Origin of the sequence: Paenibacillus doosanensis (assembly GCF_025060755.1) — a bacterium.
GTDB classification, from domain to species: domain Bacteria; phylum Bacillota; class Bacilli; order Paenibacillales; family NBRC-103111; genus Paenibacillus_S; species Paenibacillus_S doosanensis.
Genome location: NZ_JANYUY010000022.1, coordinates 74160 through 91506, shown reverse-complemented (window position 1 = coordinate 91506; position 17347 = coordinate 74160). Strand labels below are relative to the sequence as shown.

General features: G+C 51.4%; 20 protein-coding genes. All 20 read left to right on the top strand.

What is annotated here, in order from left to right:
- Positions 1-4 precede the first annotated feature (4 nt).
- The 20 genes from fliJ (at position 5) to N0M98_RS17100 (ending at position 17346) form a co-directional block, all read left to right on the top strand.
- Entirely contained in the window at positions 5-445 is a 441-nt protein-coding gene (fliJ, locus tag N0M98_RS17195) for a flagellar export protein FliJ (protein ID WP_259618633.1), read from the top strand.
- Positions 446-470: 25 nt separating this feature from the next.
- Complete coding sequence (locus N0M98_RS17190; protein ID WP_249862803.1) at positions 471-1397, top strand: MotE family protein; 927 nt, start codon at positions 471-473, stop codon at positions 1395-1397.
- Positions 1398-1425: 28 nt separating this feature from the next.
- Entirely contained in the window at positions 1426-2925 is a 1500-nt protein-coding gene (locus N0M98_RS17185) for a flagellar hook-length control protein FliK (protein WP_259618632.1), read from the top strand.
- A gap of 33 nt (positions 2926-2958) precedes the next feature.
- The gene (locus tag N0M98_RS17180; protein WP_249862805.1) at positions 2959-3423 is read left to right on the top strand and encodes a flagellar hook capping FlgD N-terminal domain-containing protein; all 465 of its coding nucleotides are present in this window, start codon (positions 2959-2961) and stop codon (positions 3421-3423) included.
- Positions 3420-3815, top strand: a complete 396-nt coding sequence (locus N0M98_RS17175) for a TIGR02530 family flagellar biosynthesis protein (RefSeq protein ID WP_249862806.1) — start codon at positions 3420-3422, stop codon at positions 3813-3815. Before N0M98_RS17180 ends, N0M98_RS17175 begins: the two co-directional genes overlap by 4 nt.
- Positions 3816-3911: 96 nt before the next feature.
- Positions 3912-4733, top strand: a complete 822-nt coding sequence (gene flgG, locus N0M98_RS17170) for a flagellar basal body rod protein FlgG (RefSeq protein WP_259618631.1) — start codon at positions 3912-3914, stop codon at positions 4731-4733.
- Positions 4734-4787: 54 nt separating this feature from the next.
- A complete protein-coding gene (locus tag N0M98_RS17165) occupies positions 4788-5009 on the top strand; it encodes a flagellar FlbD family protein (RefSeq protein WP_259618630.1) in 222 nt (73 codons plus the stop codon).
- Positions 5010-5486, top strand: a complete 477-nt coding sequence (locus tag N0M98_RS17160) for a flagellar basal body-associated FliL family protein (protein ID WP_249862809.1) — start codon at positions 5010-5012, stop codon at positions 5484-5486. It abuts the gene before it with no gap.
- 39 nt (positions 5487-5525) lie between these two features.
- Complete coding sequence (gene fliM, locus N0M98_RS17155; protein WP_249862810.1) at positions 5526-6524, top strand: flagellar motor switch protein FliM; 999 nt, start codon at positions 5526-5528, stop codon at positions 6522-6524.
- Positions 6514-7797, top strand: coding sequence for a flagellar motor switch phosphatase FliY (fliY, locus tag N0M98_RS17150; protein ID WP_249862811.1), 1284 nt, complete (start codon positions 6514-6516; stop codon positions 7795-7797). Before fliM ends, fliY begins: the two co-directional genes overlap by 11 nt.
- A 26-nt stretch (positions 7798-7823) precedes the next feature.
- Positions 7824-8186, top strand: coding sequence for a response regulator (locus tag N0M98_RS17145; protein ID WP_249862812.1), 363 nt, complete (start codon positions 7824-7826; stop codon positions 8184-8186).
- 47 nt (positions 8187-8233) lie between these two features.
- Positions 8234-8878, top strand: a complete 645-nt coding sequence (locus tag N0M98_RS17140; RefSeq protein WP_259618629.1) for a flagellar biosynthetic protein FliO — start codon at positions 8234-8236, stop codon at positions 8876-8878.
- Positions 8879-8919: 41 nt separating this feature from the next.
- Positions 8920-9636 carry a flagellar type III secretion system pore protein FliP gene (gene fliP / locus N0M98_RS17135; protein ID WP_249862814.1) on the top strand — a complete coding sequence of 239 codons (717 nt, stop codon included), beginning with the start codon at positions 8920-8922 and terminating at the stop codon, positions 9634-9636.
- Between the two features lie 34 nt (positions 9637-9670).
- Entirely contained in the window at positions 9671-9940 is a 270-nt protein-coding gene (gene fliQ / locus N0M98_RS17130; protein ID WP_249862815.1) for a flagellar biosynthesis protein FliQ, read from the top strand.
- An 11-nt stretch (positions 9941-9951) separates the two neighbouring features.
- Positions 9952-10731, top strand: a complete 780-nt coding sequence (fliR, locus tag N0M98_RS17125; RefSeq protein ID WP_249862816.1) for a flagellar biosynthetic protein FliR — start codon at positions 9952-9954, stop codon at positions 10729-10731.
- Positions 10732-10764: 33 nt separating this feature from the next.
- Positions 10765-11856: a flagellar biosynthesis protein FlhB gene (flhB, locus tag N0M98_RS17120; protein WP_249862817.1), complete on the top strand. Its 1092-nt coding sequence runs from the start codon at positions 10765-10767 to the stop codon at positions 11854-11856.
- A 25-nt stretch (positions 11857-11881) separates the two neighbouring features.
- Positions 11882-13915 carry a flagellar biosynthesis protein FlhA gene (flhA, locus tag N0M98_RS17115; RefSeq protein ID WP_249862818.1) on the top strand — a complete coding sequence of 678 codons (2034 nt, stop codon included), beginning with the start codon at positions 11882-11884 and terminating at the stop codon, positions 13913-13915.
- A complete protein-coding gene (gene flhF / locus N0M98_RS17110; RefSeq protein ID WP_249862819.1) occupies positions 13912-15273 on the top strand; it encodes a flagellar biosynthesis GTPase FlhF in 1362 nt (453 codons plus the stop codon). The genes flhA and flhF overlap by 4 nt, the downstream gene beginning before the upstream one ends.
- Positions 15266-16150, top strand: coding sequence for a MinD/ParA family protein (locus N0M98_RS17105; protein WP_259618628.1), 885 nt, complete (start codon positions 15266-15268; stop codon positions 16148-16150). The genes flhF and N0M98_RS17105 overlap by 8 nt, the downstream gene beginning before the upstream one ends.
- Positions 16151-16194: 44 nt before the next feature.
- A complete protein-coding gene (locus tag N0M98_RS17100; RefSeq protein WP_259618627.1) occupies positions 16195-17346 on the top strand; it encodes a protein-glutamate methylesterase/protein-glutamine glutaminase in 1152 nt (383 codons plus the stop codon).
- Position 17347 lies beyond the last annotated feature (1 nt).

Below are 17347 nucleotides of genomic sequence, written 5' to 3'. Positions count from 1 at the left end.
ATCTATGCGATTCCGTTATGCATTTCAAAAGATCGTAGACCTGAAGACGAACGAAAAGACGCAAGCGGAGTGGATGCTGTCGGAAGCAATCGGCAAGCTGCGCGAAGAGGAGTCGAGTCTTACCGAACTGCACTCGGTTAAAGACGGCATTCACGAGCAGCTGCACCAAGTGTCTTCCAATAGGGCGACGATCTCGCAAATGCTGATGCTGCAGCAGTATGCCGATCACATCGATCATCAGATTCAATTGAAGCATAAGGATCTGGAGCATGCTCAGCAAGCCGTTAACATCAAGCAGGATGTGTTGGCGGGAAGAGTAATGGAAGAGAAGGTGTGGACGAAAGCCAAGGAAAAAGCGTTGACCCGTTTTCAGACGATGGTGTTGAAAAAGGAACAGGACCAAATGGATGAAATGGCAACGAACCGTTTCCGGAGATTGTCGTAGAACCCGGATTAGGGAGGTGAAGGGAATGTCAGATTTGGATGTGGAAAATACCTCTTCGTATGGGGCTATGGAACGGTTTCTCATCTGGTTTTTGATTCCGTTTGTGTTTACCGCCGTATTGCTCGGCGTGCTGCTCACGATTTTCGATTATGACGTGATGAACGGCGTGCTTCGCGCAGCGAATAAAATTCCGGTAATTCAAAATATAGTTCCGGACCCGAAACCGAAACCGGGAGAAGCGAAAACGCAGACTTCCGACGGTCAGCAAAAATCGGCGTCGGCGGCTCCGTCGCCGGAAGAGACGATCCAAGCATTGAACGCGAAGCTGGACGAGAAGGAACAAGAGATCGACAAGACGAACAGCGCTCTGGTGCAGCGCGATCAGACCATCAAGGAATTGCAGCAGAAAAACAGCGAGCTGACGGAGCAGATGAAAAGCAAAGCGCAATCGGATGAAGAATACACCGCCCAAATTCAACAATTGGCTTCGATGTATGCCAAGATGACTCCGTCCAAGGCGGCTCCTATTATGGAAAACTTGACTCAATCGGAGCTTGTGCTCGTGCTGAGCATGATGAAAACCGATGACCGGGTAAAAATTTTGGAGAAAATGGATGCGAAGAAAGCGGCGGACGCTTCCATATTGCTTAAAGACCAGACGACGGTCAAAGATCGTGAAATTGCGGCGCTGCAGGAGCGTCTGCAGCAGAATTCGGCGAGCGACGCGAAAGCGTCCCAAAAAATAAGCAAGGACGATCTTGGAGCGACATTTGCCAATATGGCGCCCAAGAGCGCGGCCACGGTGCTGTTGGAAATGCAAAACTCGAATCCGGACAAAGTGCTCTCGATCCTGAGTTCCATGGATAGCGCCGGACGCTCCAAAGTGCTTACCGCCATTGCCGAGCAGTCCAAGGAAACGGCAGCGTTAATATCTGCACGGCTCGTTCAATAATGACGGCAAAGGAGGTGAAAACAAGACAATGGTAATTCAAGCTCAATTATCCATGAATACAGCTGCGGCAGCTTCCGGCGGAACGCAAGGAAACGCAGCGGGCTCCGGCTCGTCCGGGACGGCGGCGGGGCAAAACGCCGACGGCTTCTCGGCTGCCTTGATCGGGCTTCTCGGTACGGGGACGGCTTCGGCCAATACGACGGGCAGCCAACAGCCGGGTGTGGCGGGTTTGAACGCACTGGCGCAGCTTCTGGCTCAATTGCAGGATAACAGCGCCAACCAGCAGCTGCCTGCAGCCGAAGATTCGCTTAAGCAGCTGGATGCGCTTATCGAACTGCTGCAATCCGGCAAGGACGATGCTTCCGCATTGCTCGCGAGTCCCGATATCCAAGCTTGGCTGGCTCAAATGCAAGCGATGCTCGTCATGATGCAGCCTCAAGCGCAAGCGCCGGCGGACGTGCAGCAAACAAGCGCCGAAGATCAAGCGCACGCGGACAGCGAGGGAACGCAGCCTGCCGCAGCAGCGGTACAGTCTGCTCCGGCAGCGGCCGTAAGCGCGATCCCGTCCGAATTGTTCGTTCCGCTTGAAGAACAAGCTCCAGTTCAACAGTCGGCTTCGCAATCGGTTCAGCCGGCCGAATGGAAGCCGGTGTCCAAGCAGGAGGCGCTGACGATTCTTAAAGATTTCAGGCAGCTGCTTGAGACGAATGCCGCTCAGAGTGCGGCGGGGGTGCAGCCTGACGGTAAGACGTCAGCGATGCAAAAGCTGATCTCCGAATTGAAACACATTATCGGCAATCAAGCTTTCGTTCAAACGAACCCAGCCCAAACAAGCGCGCCGGCGGCGACGGTCGTCCAACCGGTTCATCCCGGTCTGGAAGTATTGGCGGCCAAGACGATGCCTTTCCGAATGGAAGCGAAGTCCGAAGCTCAAGATGCGCCGTTATTTGAACCGTTATCCGATATTAGCGCTTCTGCGGATGATTCTCAGGCCGTACCTGTTCAGGATTATTTGAAACAGCTGACATCAAACGCAGCGCAGACGGCAAAGCCGCCGGTTCTGTTAATGCAGGCGCCTACGTTTGCGGAAGATATGACTCAGTTCGTCATGAAGTCTTTGACGGTTCAGACGCTGGCTGACGGCTTGACGGAAGCGAAGCTGTCTTTATATCCGCAGCATCTGGGTCATGTCGATGTGAAATTGACGATGCATAACGGCCAACTGATCGCCCAATTTATGGCGGACAGCATGGCGGGCAAGGAAATGCTCGAAAGCCAGCTGTCACAGCTCAGATCGACGCTGCAAAGCCAAGGCATTCAAGTGGACAAATTGGAAGTCACGCAAAATCAGGCGTTCCAGTCCGGATTGTTCCAGGAGCAAAGGCAGCAGCAGTCCCAGCAATCGGGCAAGCAGTCCAAAGGAAATAACGGCAACGGCGTTTCTATGGAAGAAGAGCTCGCCCAAGCTGTGAAAAGCGCGCCTGTGTTAGGGAGGCCGGGGCAAACGTCGATTGACGTTACGGCTTAATCATCGCAGTATGAACGTTCGGGAGGTGAAACCGTGTCGGATTCATCCGTAAGCACCAAAAACGTATGGCCTTATTACGCCAAAACGAACATCAGCAACGTAGCGAAGGAACAGAAAACGAACGATTTGGGCAAAGATGAGTTTTTAAAAATTTTGATTGCCCAATTGCAAAATCAGGACCCTTCGCAGCCGCTTCAGGATAAGGAATTTATCGCCCAGATGGCCCAGTTTACTTCCGTTGAGCAGCTTAGCAACATGAGCAACGAAATGAAGCTGCTGCGCCAATCGCTGGGATTTGCCTCCGGACTGATCGGCAAATCGATAACTTGGGGCGGGACGAACGAGAAAGGCGAATCGATAGATAAAACGGGCATCGTCGATTCGATCGTCGTGAAGGACGGCTCGCAGTTTGCCGTCGTCGGCAAGGAGAAGATCGCTCTGGACCAGATTACGCAAATCGCCAATAGCGCGAGCTCCAGTCCGGAGGAATCGCAATGACCGATCGAATCTCTGTCGGACAGCTGTATCCCGGCAGCGCCAGAACGTCGCCTATCCAGCGAAATGAGGCGCGGGGACAAGCATCCAAGCCTGCATTCAAGCAAGATCCTTCGTTTGAAAACATTTTGCAAAATCAGCTGATCCGGTTCAGCCACCATGCCGAGCAGCGATTGAAGCAGCGGGGGATTGAATTCCAACCTGAACAGCTTGCCCAGATCGGGTCGGCTATCGATAAAGCCGCATCCAAGGGAGCTAAAGATTCGCTCATGATCATTAATAATACGGCGCTTATCGTGAATATTAAAAACAGAACGGTAGTGACCGCCGTTGACGGCGCCTCGATGAAGGACAATGTGTTTACGCAGATCGACAGCGCAGTGATTTTATCGTAAGAACGGGCTGGACCGCTTTAGGAGGCCCAAGGTTGCGGAACGATGGAAGCAACCGGCTAATCAAGGAATTATACATTTATTGGGAGGCAAAAGCGCATGTTAAGATCGCTATACTCCGGCGTTTCCGGTATGAGAGGATTTCAAACCAAGCTCGACGTTATAGGAAACAATATCGCGAATGTGAATACGATCGGCTTCAAGGCCGGGCGGGTTATGTTCAAAGATATTCTGAGCCAAACCGTATCCGGGGTAACCGCGCCGGAAGAGAACGCCAAGGGCGGCGTTAACGCGCAGCAGATCGGTTTGGGCGTGTCGATCAGCGCCATCGATACCGTACATACTCCGGGCAGCGCCATGACGACGAACGTGCCTACCGATTTGCGGATTGACGGAGACGGATTTTTCGCCGTATCGCCGGACGGATCGCCGGACAATATGTTTTTGACCCGCGCGGGCAACTTTACGATCGACGCTAACCGCCAGCTGGTGAATTCCGACGGGATGTTCGTTTTGAGCACGGAGGGCGCGCCGATTGTTTTGGCCGAGGACGATACGGCATTCTCGATTTCGCAGAACGGGGAAGTCATTACGACGAAGGCGGATGGTACTACGGATGCTCCGTTTGTGATCGCTGTAGCCAAAGTAACGAATCCGGCGGGTCTTGAAAAAGTCGGAGGCAATTTATACCGATCAACCGCTAACTCGAATGTGGACCCGATCGATTTGGGGACGGCGCTTCCTAATGACCCTACGCTGGGCACAGGCGCGATTGTCGCCGGGCAGCTGGAAATGTCCAACGTGGACCTGACTTCGGAGTTTACCGAGATGATCGTAGCACAGCGCGGTTTCCAGGCGAACTCCAGAATCATCACGACATCGGATGAAGTGCTGCAGGAAGTCGTTAACCTGAAACGCTAATAATATAGAAGGGGGAGTCTTCTCCCCCTGACTATTCAAATTCGGAGGCTATTCATGATTCGACTGACCCGTCTGAATGGGAAACAGATTACCGTTAACGCTCTGTTGGTTGAAAGTATAGAAGAAACGCCGGACACGATGATTACCTTAATTACCGGCAAAAAGATAACCGTATTGGAACCGGGGCCCGAAGTCGTTCAGCAGATTACTCAGTATATGCGTTCGATCGGTTCAGTCACCGGGACAATCAAGAGTTTGGATTCGGAGGGGTTGTAGTTGTTAAAAAGCCGAGTTTTTCTACTGATCGTAGCGATCCTTATAGCTATAACCTTAATATTAACCGCAGCCTTCGTGTTGTGGAATTATATGGATAAAGCGAGCAGCAATCCGCAGGAGCAAGCGCTCAGCTCAGCCGGCGAAGTGAAACCGGCCAAGAAATCGACACCGGATGAAGCAAAAGAAAACACAGTAATATTGAAGGATATACTGACAAACCTCGCAGCGAATAACCGCTTCATTAAAGCGAGCTTTGCCATTGAGATGGAAAATAAGAAGGCCAAGGAAGAATTTGAGAAGCTCGATTTCAAAATGAAAGCCATCATCGTACAAACGCTCGCCGATATGACTCCGGAGCAGGTACAAGGCAGCAAGGGCTTCGATAATCTGACTTCCGTCCTTATGAATAAAATGAACCCGTTGTTATCCAGCGGGAAAATCAAACAAATCTGGATCACGGACAGCGTGCTTCAGTAGGCTCCATTTTACATACTTGCGAAAGGGAGGTGACGATTAATGGTTGATGTACTTTCACAAAATGAGATTGACGCCTTGCTTGCCGCACTGTCCTCCGGTGAGATGGATGCCGAAGAGCTGAAGAAGGAAGAGACGCAGAAAAAAGTACGCGCGTATGATTTTAAGCGGGCGGTCCGGTTTTCCAAAGATCATATCCGCAGCTTGACGAGAATTCATGAAAACTTTGCGCGGTTTCTGACAACTTATTTCTCCGCGCAGCTGAGAACGTTTGTCCAAATCAATGTCGTTCAGGTAGAGCAGCTGCCTTATGATGAATTTATTCGTTCCATACCGAAGATGACGATTCTCAATATCTTTGAGGCGGAACCGCTCGAAGGCAGAATGGTGCTCGAAGTGCACCCGAACGTGGCGTTCGCCATGTTGGACCGGCTGCTCGGAGGAGCGGGAACGTCACCGACGAAAATCAATGCGCTCACGGAGATCGAGACGATCGTGATGGAACGGATATTCAGCAGGGCGTTCGAGAGTCTGCAGGAGGCGTGGAAAACGGTGGTCGATCTGTCGCCTCGTATGGAAGCGTTGGAGACGAATCCGCAGTTTATGCAGATCGTATCGCCGAACGAGACGATTGCGCTCATTTCGCTGAGCACCAAGATCGGCGATACGACAGGAATGATCAATTTGTGTATCCCTCATGTTGTCATCGAACCGATCATGCCGAGATTATCCGTTCATCACTGGTTTGTCTCTCAGAAAAAGACGAGCGCTCCCGAAGAAGTGATGGCGCTGCAGTCGAGGATTCACAAGGCTAAGCTGCCGATCATCGCCGAGCTCGGCGAGTCGCAAATTACAGTTCGCGAATTTTTGAGCTTGAATGTCGGAGACGTCGTTTCCTTAAATAAACCGGTGGACGAGCTATTGAACATACGGATAGGAGAGAAGCTGAAGTTTCACGGGACTCCCGGGACGACACGTGGAAAATTGGCCATACAAATTACCGACATAGTCGAAGAAGGGACGGAAGAGAATGACGAATAGCAAAGATTATTTGTCTCAGGAAGAAATCGATGCGCTGCTGAGACAAACATCCGGCGATAGCTCGGGCGGCAGTTCAAGCGGAGAAGTCACGGTAGAGGATTATTTATCTTCCCTTGAGCAGGATGCGCTTGGAGAGATCGGTAATATTACGTTCGGCAGTGCGGCGACGGCGTTGTCTACTTTGCTCGGCAAAAAAGTCGATATTACGACACCGAAAGTTTCGATTATCGCCAAAGAAGATTTGATCGAAGAGTTTCCGAAGCCTCACGTAGCCGTGCATGTGAATTACGTCGACGGGTTTCATGGAATCAACCTGCTCGTGATTAAAACGCGCGACGCTCAAGTTATCGCCGACTTGATGATGGGCGGCGACGGTACTGCGGAAATGGGCGAATTGTCCGAAATTCATATCAGCGCCGTTCAGGAAGCGATGAACCAGATGATGGGCTCGTCTGCGACATCAATGTCGACAATTTTTAACCGATTCGTGAACATTTCTCCTCCAGGAATTGATATACTAAATTTAGCCGAGGAAGGAGGAACTTCGACACTTCCCCCCGAAGATGTATTTATCAAAATATCCTTCCGTTTAACGATCGGAGACTTGATCGATTCAACGATTATGCAGCTGCTTCCGGTTCATTTTGCGAAGGATATGGTATCGACATTGATGGGAGGGGGAGACAGCCAAGAAGAATCTGCGGCCGCTTCGGCTGTGGCGCCAGCGCCAGCACCGACACCTGCTCCGGCAGCGCCGGAGGTAACGCCTGCTCCTCAGCAGCAAGCAGCTCCTCCGTTGCAAGATCCGTACGCGCAGCCGATGTATCAACAGCCGCCAATGCAGCAGCCAATGTATCAGCAACCGATGTACCAACAGCCGATGGTACCGCCGCAACAACCGATGTACCCTCCGCAGCCAGCTGCTTACGGTACGGGACCCGCTCGCAATGTCAATGTACAACCGGCGCAGTTTTCCAATTTCGCACCGACGAATCTTCCGCCGGCCGAAGACGGCAATCTCAATCTGCTGCTTGATATTCCGCTGAAGGTTACTGTCGAATTAGGAAGAACACACAAGGTAATCAAAGATATCCTGGAGCTGTCGCAGGGCTCGATTATCGAGCTGGACAAGCTGGCAGGGGAACCAGTGGATATCTTGGTGAACAACAAGCTGATAGCAAAAGGCGAAGTCGTCGTTATCGATGAAAACTTCGGGGTTCGCGTTACTGACATTGTGAATCAATGGGATCGCATTCAAAAATTACAATACTAAACCTACTCTAGGAGGACTGTTCACCCATGGCAAACCGAATTTTAATTGTAGACGACGCAGCATTTATGAGAATGATGATCCGCGATATTTTAACCAAAAACGGATATGAAGTTGTGGGCGAAGCCAACGACGGAGCTCAAGCGATTGAAAAATTTAAAGAAGTGCGTCCTGACCTTATCACTATGGATATTACCATGCCGGAAATGGACGGAATCGCGGCGTTGAAGGAAATTAAGAAAATCGACCCTAACGCTAAAGTCATCATGTGCTCGGCTATGGGGCAGCAGGCGATGGTTATCGACGCTATCCAGGCAGGCGCTAAAGACTTTATTGTCAAACCGTTCCAAGCGGATCGCGTCATCGAAGCGATTAAGAAGACGTTGGGATAATGGATGGTACATAGGGGAGAGTCTTACATGAGCCGAAAGGAATGTGAATGTTGAACAGACTCGCAACCAGACTAGCTTCGTTTATCATAATGGGGATGCTTCAAGTTGCCGGTTTCTCGATGATTTGCTACGGGGAACCCGGCGCTTCATCCGACCAGACGCCGGCCGTCTCTCCGGATTTTGCTTACCCGGGGGCGGATACTTCAAGTACGGCATGGATGATTTTTAAAGTTATTTTTTTTCTTATTGTTATTATCGGAATCTTCTTTGTAATTATTAAGTTTGTTTCGCAAAAAAACAAAATTTTGTTCGGGCGTTCGCTGCGTTCGTTGGGCGGGGTTCCTCTAGGACCGAATAAATCGATTCAAGTGGTCGAAATCGGCAAATCTCTCTATATTGTCGGCGTAGGAGATAACGTGCAGCTGCTGGAGAAGATTGAGGATGAGGAAGAGGCGGCATATATTACCGAGATGCTGACCAGCAGCGCTATGAACGCGCCGGCTTTTGAAACGCTGAGCGGATGGCTCGGCAAGCTTGGCAAGAAACGGGATCAAACGGAAGAAGCGGATATTACCGCTTCCTTTCAGGAAGTCTTTCATCACAAGATGCAGCATTTGTCCGATCGCAAGAAGCGGGTCGACGAGCTCTTGTCGGATGATAATAACAAGGATCGGTTGAATGATAAACCATGAAATCTAAGGCCATTGCCCTTACCCTTACAACGTTGTTCGCAATGAGCGTTTTGTGGACTTCACAAGCTTATGCGGCAGATCCGATTCCCGGCATTAATATTGATATTGGCAGCTCCGACGGCACTTCAGGGGCTTCCAATACGATCAATATTATACTGCTGCTTACGGTGCTCAGTATCGCGCCTGCCATATTGGTGCTGATGACCAGCTTTACGAGAATTATCATTGTGCTCGGATTCGTCCGCACTTCGCTCGGGACGCAGCAGATGCCGCCGAATCAGGTGCTTGTCGGACTCGCTTTGTTCCTGACCTTCTTCATTATGGCCCCGACCATAGGGGATGTGAACCAGAATGCGCTTCAGCCTTATTTGAAGGGGGAGCTGAGCCAAACGGCCGCTCTTGATAAAGCTTCGGTATCCGTGAAGAAGTTTATGTTTCAATATACGAGGCAAAAGGATTTGAAATTGTTTCTGGATTATTCCAAGGCCGCCCCGCCTACGGGAGTGGAGGATACGCCGCTGACCGCGCTCGTTCCGGCTTACGCCATCAGCGAAATGAAGACGGCGTTTCAGATGGGATTTATGATCTTCATTCCTTTTCTCATTATCGATATGGTCGTCTCAAGTACCTTGATGGCCATGGGGATGATGATGCTGCCGCCGGTAATGATCTCGCTGCCGTTTAAAATCTTGTTATTTATTTTGGTGGACGGCTGGTATCTGGTCGTGAGGTCCTTGCTGCTTAGCTACAACACATGATCGACATTTTAGGCCATGCAGGAGGAGAAGGTTCATGAGTGCCGAGTTTGTCATTAGATTGGCCGGCGAGGCCGTCTATACGGTCTTGAAGGCCAGTGCTCCTATGCTTGTCATTGGGCTGGTAGTGGGGCTTGTCATCAGCATATTTCAAGCGACGACGCAAATCCAGGAACAGACGCTGGCGTTCGTACCGAAAATCGTGGCGGTATTGCTTGCTCTGTTGCTTTTCGGACCTTGGATTTTGACGACACTGGTTGATTTTACTTCCAACCTGTTCACGAACTTATATAAATTTATCGGCTAGGCTGTGAGTAGATGGAATGGCTAACGCAATATTTACCTGGCTTTATGCTCTTTTTTTGTCGCATCACCTCGTTTTTTGTCGTAGTGCCAGTGTTTTCGGCCAAAAATGTGCCGCAGTCGTTTAAAATCGGGCTTTCCTTTTTCATTACGTTGATGGCCTTCCCGCTGTTCGGCATGTCATCGCCGATATCGTTCGATTCGCTGTATTTGCTATCGGTTTTTCGCGAAATTCTGGTAGGCTTGCTGCTCGGTTTTGTCGCGTATTTGTTTTTCACCATCGTCCAGGTGGCCGGCGCGCTCATCGATATGCAGATGGGCTTCGGACTCGCTAACGTGATCGATCCTATGACGGGGGCGCAGAGCCCGATTCTCGGCAATTTGAAATATGTGCTGGCGATGCTGTTGTTTCTTTCTTTCAACGGGCATCATTTGCTGCTTAAGGCGATTATGGAAAGCTACGAATGGATACCGTTGTCGAACGAGCTGTTCGCCAAAATGTACAGCGGGCAAATTGCGGAGTTTTTGGTTAAGACGTTTTCCAGCGTATTTACGCTCAGCTTTCAAATGGCTGCGCCGCTGATCGTCGCCTTTTTCCTGACGGATGTCGGTCTCGGCTTTTTGGCCCGGGTAGCCCCGCAGTTCAACATTTTCGTCGTCGGGATGCCGCTCAAAATTTTGGTCGGCTTCATGCTGCTGATTCTGTTGTTTCCCGGCTATGAGTTCGTCTACAAAGATATGTTTACCGCGATGCTGGATGCCATGCAAAAGTTTATCGGTTTGTTTCAAACATAATTCGGTTTAATGGGTTAAGCAGGGGGACTGGTTGTGGCAAGTTTTCGTTTGAAGCTGGATTTGCAATTGTTTTCTCAAGAAAAAACGGAACGGGCCAGCCCCAAAAAACGGCAGGAATCCAGGCAAAAGGGGCAAGTCGCGAAAAGTATGGAAGTGCCCGCCGCCTTCATTTTGTTTTTTGCGTTTTTAGCCTTTATGATTTTCGGCGGATACATGAAGGATCAGCTGATACATGTATTCCGTTCCATCTTTTACGACTATTTGACGTGGGACATTACAATCGAAAACGTCATCGTATTGTTTAAGCAGTTATTCGTACAGAGCCTGCTTATTATCGCCCCTGTGCTGCTCGTCACCGTCGTCATTGCGATGTTCAGCAACTACGTGCAGATCGGCGTACTGTTTACGGGCGAGCCGTTAATGATGAAATTCAATAAGATCAACCCGATCGAAGGGGCCAAGAAGCTTTTCGCGATGCGGGCTTTGGTCGATTGCCTGAAATCGATTTTGAAAATGTCGATCATCGGCTATGTCGTGTACTCCACTTTATGGGCGGAGAAGAGCCAACTTATGGACTTGGCCCGGCTGCCGATCGAGAATGTCGTCATGTTCGCTTCATCCATTACGTTAAAGTTGGGAATGAAGATCGGGCTCGTGCTGATCGTTCTGGCGCTGCTCGACTATATGTATCAGAAATACGAATTTGAGAAAAGCATCCGCATGTCCAAGCAAGACCTTAAAGACGAATACAAGAAAACGGAGGGCGATCCTCTTATTAAAGGGAAAATCCGCGAGCGGCAGCGAAGGATGGCTATGCAGCGCATGATGCAGGATGTTCCCAAAGCGGACGTTATTATAACGAACCCGACGCACTTTGCGGTGGCGCTCCGCTACGACGCCAAAAACATGCAGGCCCCTACGGTGATCGCCAAAGGTACGGATTATATCGCTTTAAAGATTAAACAAGTCGCCAAGGAGCACAAGATCATTACGATGGAAAACAAGCCTTTGGCCCGCGCGCTGTACGCACAGGTGGAGATTGGCGAAGCCATCCCCGCCGATTTGTTTCAGGCCGTCGCCGAAGTATTAGCATATGTGTACAAAGTAAAAGGAAGAGCCAACTAATTTGCGTAAAGGAGGACATCTGCAGGTGAGAATAAAAGACCTGGTCGTATTAATAGGCATTATCGGCATTATCTTGATGATGGTTGTCCCTGTGCCCATATGGTTGCTGGATGTCCTGCTGATCATTAACATTTCGATTGCCCTGCTGATTATTCTGGTAGGCATGAATACGCAGGATGCGCTGCAATTTTCGATTTTTCCTTCATTATTGCTGATCACCACTTTATTTCGATTGGCCTTGAACGTATCGACCACCCGGAATATTCTCGCTAACGCCGAAGCCGGTAATGTGGTCAAAACCTTTGGTTCCTTTGTTGCGCAAGGCAACATTGTTGTCGGTTTCGTCGTGTTTATCATTCTGGTATTGGTCCAGTTTATCGTCATTACCAAAGGTTCTGAGCGCGTTGCCGAGGTAGCCGCACGCTTTACGCTCGATGCTATGCCAGGCAAACAGATGAGTATCGACGCCGATTTGAATGCCGGTCTGATCAACGAGCAGCAGGCGAAGGAGCGGCGGGAAAAAATTTCCCGCGAGGCGGATTTCTACGGAGCGATGGACGGCGCCAGCAAGTTCGTCAAAGGAGACGCGATCGCAGGCATCATCATTTTGATCATCAACATCCTCGGCGGCTTGATCATCGGGATGACGATGAAGGGGATGGATCTTTCCGAAGCGGGCAAAGTGTATTCGATTCTGACGATCGGGGACGGTTTGGTCAGCCAAATTCCCGCGCTGCTCATCTCGACGGCAGCCGGCCTAATCGTGACGAGGGCTTCGTCGGAAGGCAACCTGGCGCATGATCTGACTACGCAAATTTTGTCCTATCCGAAGCTGCTGTACATTGTGGCCGGTACGATTACCGTGCTCGGCATTTTTACGCCGATTCATTTGATTACGACGCTGCCGATCGCCGCCTTGCTCGCGTTTGCGGCGATGAAGATGCAGCAAAACTTGACGAAGAAACAGGAGCAGGAAGAACAATTGGTGGAAGAGCAGCAGATCGAGGAAGTGCGCAGCCCGGAGAGCGTCATCAGCTTGCTGCAGGTCGATCCGATCGAGTTCGAATTCGGCTACGGCTTGATCCCGCTGGCGGATACGCAGCAAGGAGGCGATTTGCTGGACAGGATCATCTTGATCCGCAGACAGTGCGCCCTGGAGCTCGGGCTCGTCGTGCCGGTCATCCGGATTCGCGACAATATTCAATTGAAGCCGAACGAATATGTTATCAAAATCAAAGGGAATACGGTAGCACGCGGCGAGCTTCTGCTTAACCACTATTTGGCGATGAGTCCCGGCATCGACGACGACTCGATTATGGGGATCGATACGCTGGAGCCGGCCTTCGGCCTTCCGGCGCTGTGGATCGACGAAGCGATGAAGGAGCGCGCGGAACTGTCCGGTTACACCGTTGTCGATCCTCCGTCGGTCGTGGCCACGCATCTTACGGAAATTATCAAGAAGCATGCCCACGAGCTGCTTGGCCGCCAAGAAACGAAGGCGCTTATCGAGAATGTCAAAGAAAGCTATCCGGCGCTTGTCGACGATCTGATCCCGAACGTATTGTCTACGGGCGACGTGCAGAAGGTGCTCGTCAAGCTGCTGCGCGAGAAAATATCGATTCGCGATCTGGTGACCATATTGGAGACGTTGGCGGATTACGGAACCTATACGAAAGATCCGGAAATATTGACGGAGTACGTAAGACAAGCGTTGTCCAGACAAATTACGCAGCAGTTCGCATCGGGAAGCGATTCTCTCAAGGTTATAACGGTCGGGCCGTCTCTTGAGAAGAAGATTGCGGAATCGGTGCAGCAATCCGATCAAGGCAGCTATTTGGCGATGGATCCGAATTCTACGCAGATGATCTATCAGCGAATCACCGATCAAGTCACGAAGCTGATTCAATCCGGCCAGCAGCCGATCGTCCTCACGTCGCCGACGATCCGGATGTATTTAAGGCAGCTGCTGGAGCGGACGATGCAGGATATTCCGGTGCTATCCTACAGCGAACTCGAACCCAACGTAGAAATCCAAAGCATGGGGGTCGTTAATTTATGAGAGTAAAACGCTATGTCGTTGATTCGATGCCGGACGCTCTGCAAAAAATACGAACGGATCTTGGAAAAGACGCCGTTATTCTAAATACGAAGGAGATTCGTTCCGGCGGATTTCTCGGTATGTTCGCGAAGAAGAAGATCGAGGTCATTGCGGCTACGGACGCGGGGGCCGCTTCTTCCGCGGGAGGATTCAGCGAGCCTAAGCTTGCTAGCGCCAAACCGGCGGCGGCCAAGGCGGCGATGATATATCCGGATGCCGCCGCCGCTTATTCCAGGCCCGTGAAGGCCGTGCCTTCGGTTCCGGCAGCGAAGCCGGGGCATGCGGCGGCCGATCAGGCTGCCGTGCTGTCGTTTCCGGAAGTGCCCGATGTTCTAGTTCCGTCATCGGCACAGCCGGCCCCCGCACCCGTACCGAGAGCCGCTGCGGCGGTCCGGAGCCAGGAACCGGCTTCAGATGCGGCTTCAGGCAATCGGGGCCAGGATGATCTGCTGCTGCAGGAAATGAAGCAGATGAAGGAATACATGTATAAATTGTCCGTTCAAGGAAGCGGTCAAGCTCAGCTCGACCCGGCCTTGGAACAAATACAGCAGCGGCTGCTTCAGCAGGAAGTCGATCCGGAGCTCGTCCAGCGGATCGTCGCGGCGGCTTCGGAGGAAGCGGCCGCAGACGAAGCGGGAATCACGGAGCTCGGCGTCCGGCGCTCGGTGAAGCGGCAGTTGCTTGAGCTGTTTCCGGATAAAGGCGGCAAGCCGTTATCTCCCGGGACGCAAATCGCGCATTTTGTCGGCCCTACCGGCGTAGGCAAAACGACGACGATCGCCAAGCTGGCCGCTGAGCAGGTGCTCAAATACCAGCGCAAAGTCGGCTTCATTACTTCCGACACGTACCGGATCGCCGCCGTCGAGCAGCTGAAAACTTATGCGACGATACTCAATGTGCCGCTGGAGGTTGTATTTTCTCCCCAGGATTTGCCGAAGGCATTCGAGCAGCTTAAAGATTGCGACATCATTTTCATGGATACGGCCGGCAGAAATTTTCGCAACGAGATGTACGTATCCGAGCTGAATTCCCTGCTTCAATCGGGCGGCCGGAGCGAAACGTATCTGGTGCTCAGCATGACGACCAAATACAAGGATATGAAGGCTATCACCGATAATTTTTCCAAGTTCAAGCTGGATAAAGTGCTGTTTACCAAGCTGGACGAAACGGATTCGTTCGGCGGCGTCATCAATCTTGTGCATGATTTCCAGCTGCAGCTGTCTTATGTCACGAACGGGCAAAGCGTTCCCGACGACATCTTCACATGGGAGGAGCGGCAAATCGTCGATCTGATTTTGGGGGACGACGGCAATGAGTGATCAGGCGCAAGGGCTTCGAAACCTTATTCTTCATCAAAGCCGGCAACAAGGCCGGCAGCAGGAGAGGGCAACGCGAATTATGACGGTAACCAGCGGCAAAGGCGGGGTCGGCAAGTCGAACTTTACGCTGAATTTTGCGCTGGCGCTGCAGAAGAGGGGATATAAGGTGCTCGTGTTCGACGCCGATATCGGACTTGCGAACATCGATGTGCTGATGGGGGTTTCGGCCAAGTATAATTTGTACCATCTTTTGAAAAAAGAAAAAACGATCTGGGAAATTATTCAAAAAGGCTATAACGATCTGCAATTTATAGCCGGAGGCTCGGGGTTTCACGACCTGCTCCGCTTGACGGAGGACCAGCTTAACGATTTTGCCGAGCAGGTGCAGAAGCTGAACGGAACGGTCGATTTTATCCTGTTCGACACTGGAGCGGGATTGTCCAAAGAAACTTTGAAATTTATATTGGCTGCGGAGGAAACGATCGTCGTTACCACACCGGAGCCTACTTCCATCACGGATGCTTACGCCATTATCAAGATGGTTAATTCGATGAATGAACCGGTACAGTTCAGGCTGGTCGTCAACCGGGTGGTCGATTGGAAGGAAGGGAAGCAGACGGCGGAGAAGATTAGCATGGTAGCGAGACAGTTTCTTCAGCTGGACATTCCGACGCTCGGATATGTTCAGGATGACGCTCATGTATCCAAGGCGGTCAAAAAACAAATTCCGTTTATGGTGGAATATCCGAACTGCTCCGCTTCCCAATCGCTGGGCAGGCTGGTGGATGATTTTATAGCCAAACAATCTCCCGGCGAGCAGCATGGGGGCGCTGTCAAAGGCTTCATGTCCAAAATGCTCAAATATCTCCGATATTAGCATCCTCTTTACCAACAAATCAGACAACCTGGAGGAATGAAAAGATGAGAACCTATGACGTGCTCGTTGTCGATGATTCCATTTTTATGAGAAAAATCATCTCCGATCTGATCGCGGAGGATCCTCAATTCCGGGTGGTGGCAACGGCCAAAAACGGCAGGGAAGCTGTAGAGATGGTCAAAAAGCTGAAGCCGAATGCGGTCACGATGGATATCGAAATGCCTGAAATGAACGGGCTTGACGCCCTCAAAGCCATTATGACGGAGCATCCCACTCCTGTCATCATGCTGAGCAGCCTGACGCAGGAAGGGGCCAGAGAAACAATCGTCGCTCTGGAGCGGGGAGCCGTCGATTTCGTAGGGAAACCTTCGGGCTCGATTTCGCTCGATCTGCATAAGGTCAAGACGGCGCTGCTGGAGAAGCTTCATATGGCCGTTACAACGAATGTAAGTAAATTTTCGGCCAATCCGCTGCGGACAAGGCTGCTGAATAAGCCCAAGGCAACGGAGAACGCGCCGTGGAAGCCGAAGCCGCCGTTCACGGAAAAGCCAGCGCCTCCAAAGGTTGTGCCTGCCGCTCCGACCGTACCCTTGGCCGCATCATCGGCATCGGCTCAGGTAACGCAGCTTGTGGCGATCGGGACTTCAACGGGAGGGCCGCGGGCGCTGCATCAGGTGATCTCGGCCATTCCCGCTCATTTTCCGGCGCCGGTCGTTATCGTTCAGCATATGCCTCCGAATTTTACCAAGTCGCTCGCGCAGCGGCTCGATTCCGTATCCGAGCTGCATGTTATGGAAGCGGAGGACGGAATGATTTTGCAGAACGGTTCGGCTTACGTGGCTCCGGGCGGTTACCATATGATGATTGCTCGGAGCGGCCCCGGGGCGTACCGGATTTACTTAAGCAAGGAAGACCCGCGAAACGGGCACCGTCCTTCCGTGGACGTGCTGTTTGAATCGCTGCTGCCTTTGAAGGAGCTCAAACGGCATATCGTTCTGATGACCGGTATGGGAGCGGACGGGGCCAAAGGAATGCTTGCACTAAAAAAAGCGGGAGCCGTAACCACCATTGCCGAGTCGGAAGAAACCTGCATCGTTTACGGAATGCCGCGCGCTGCCGTCGAGCTGCAGTGCGTTACGCATATACTGCCGCAACAGGAAATTGCCCATCAGTTAACCCGAGCGGTAGTCACTTAAG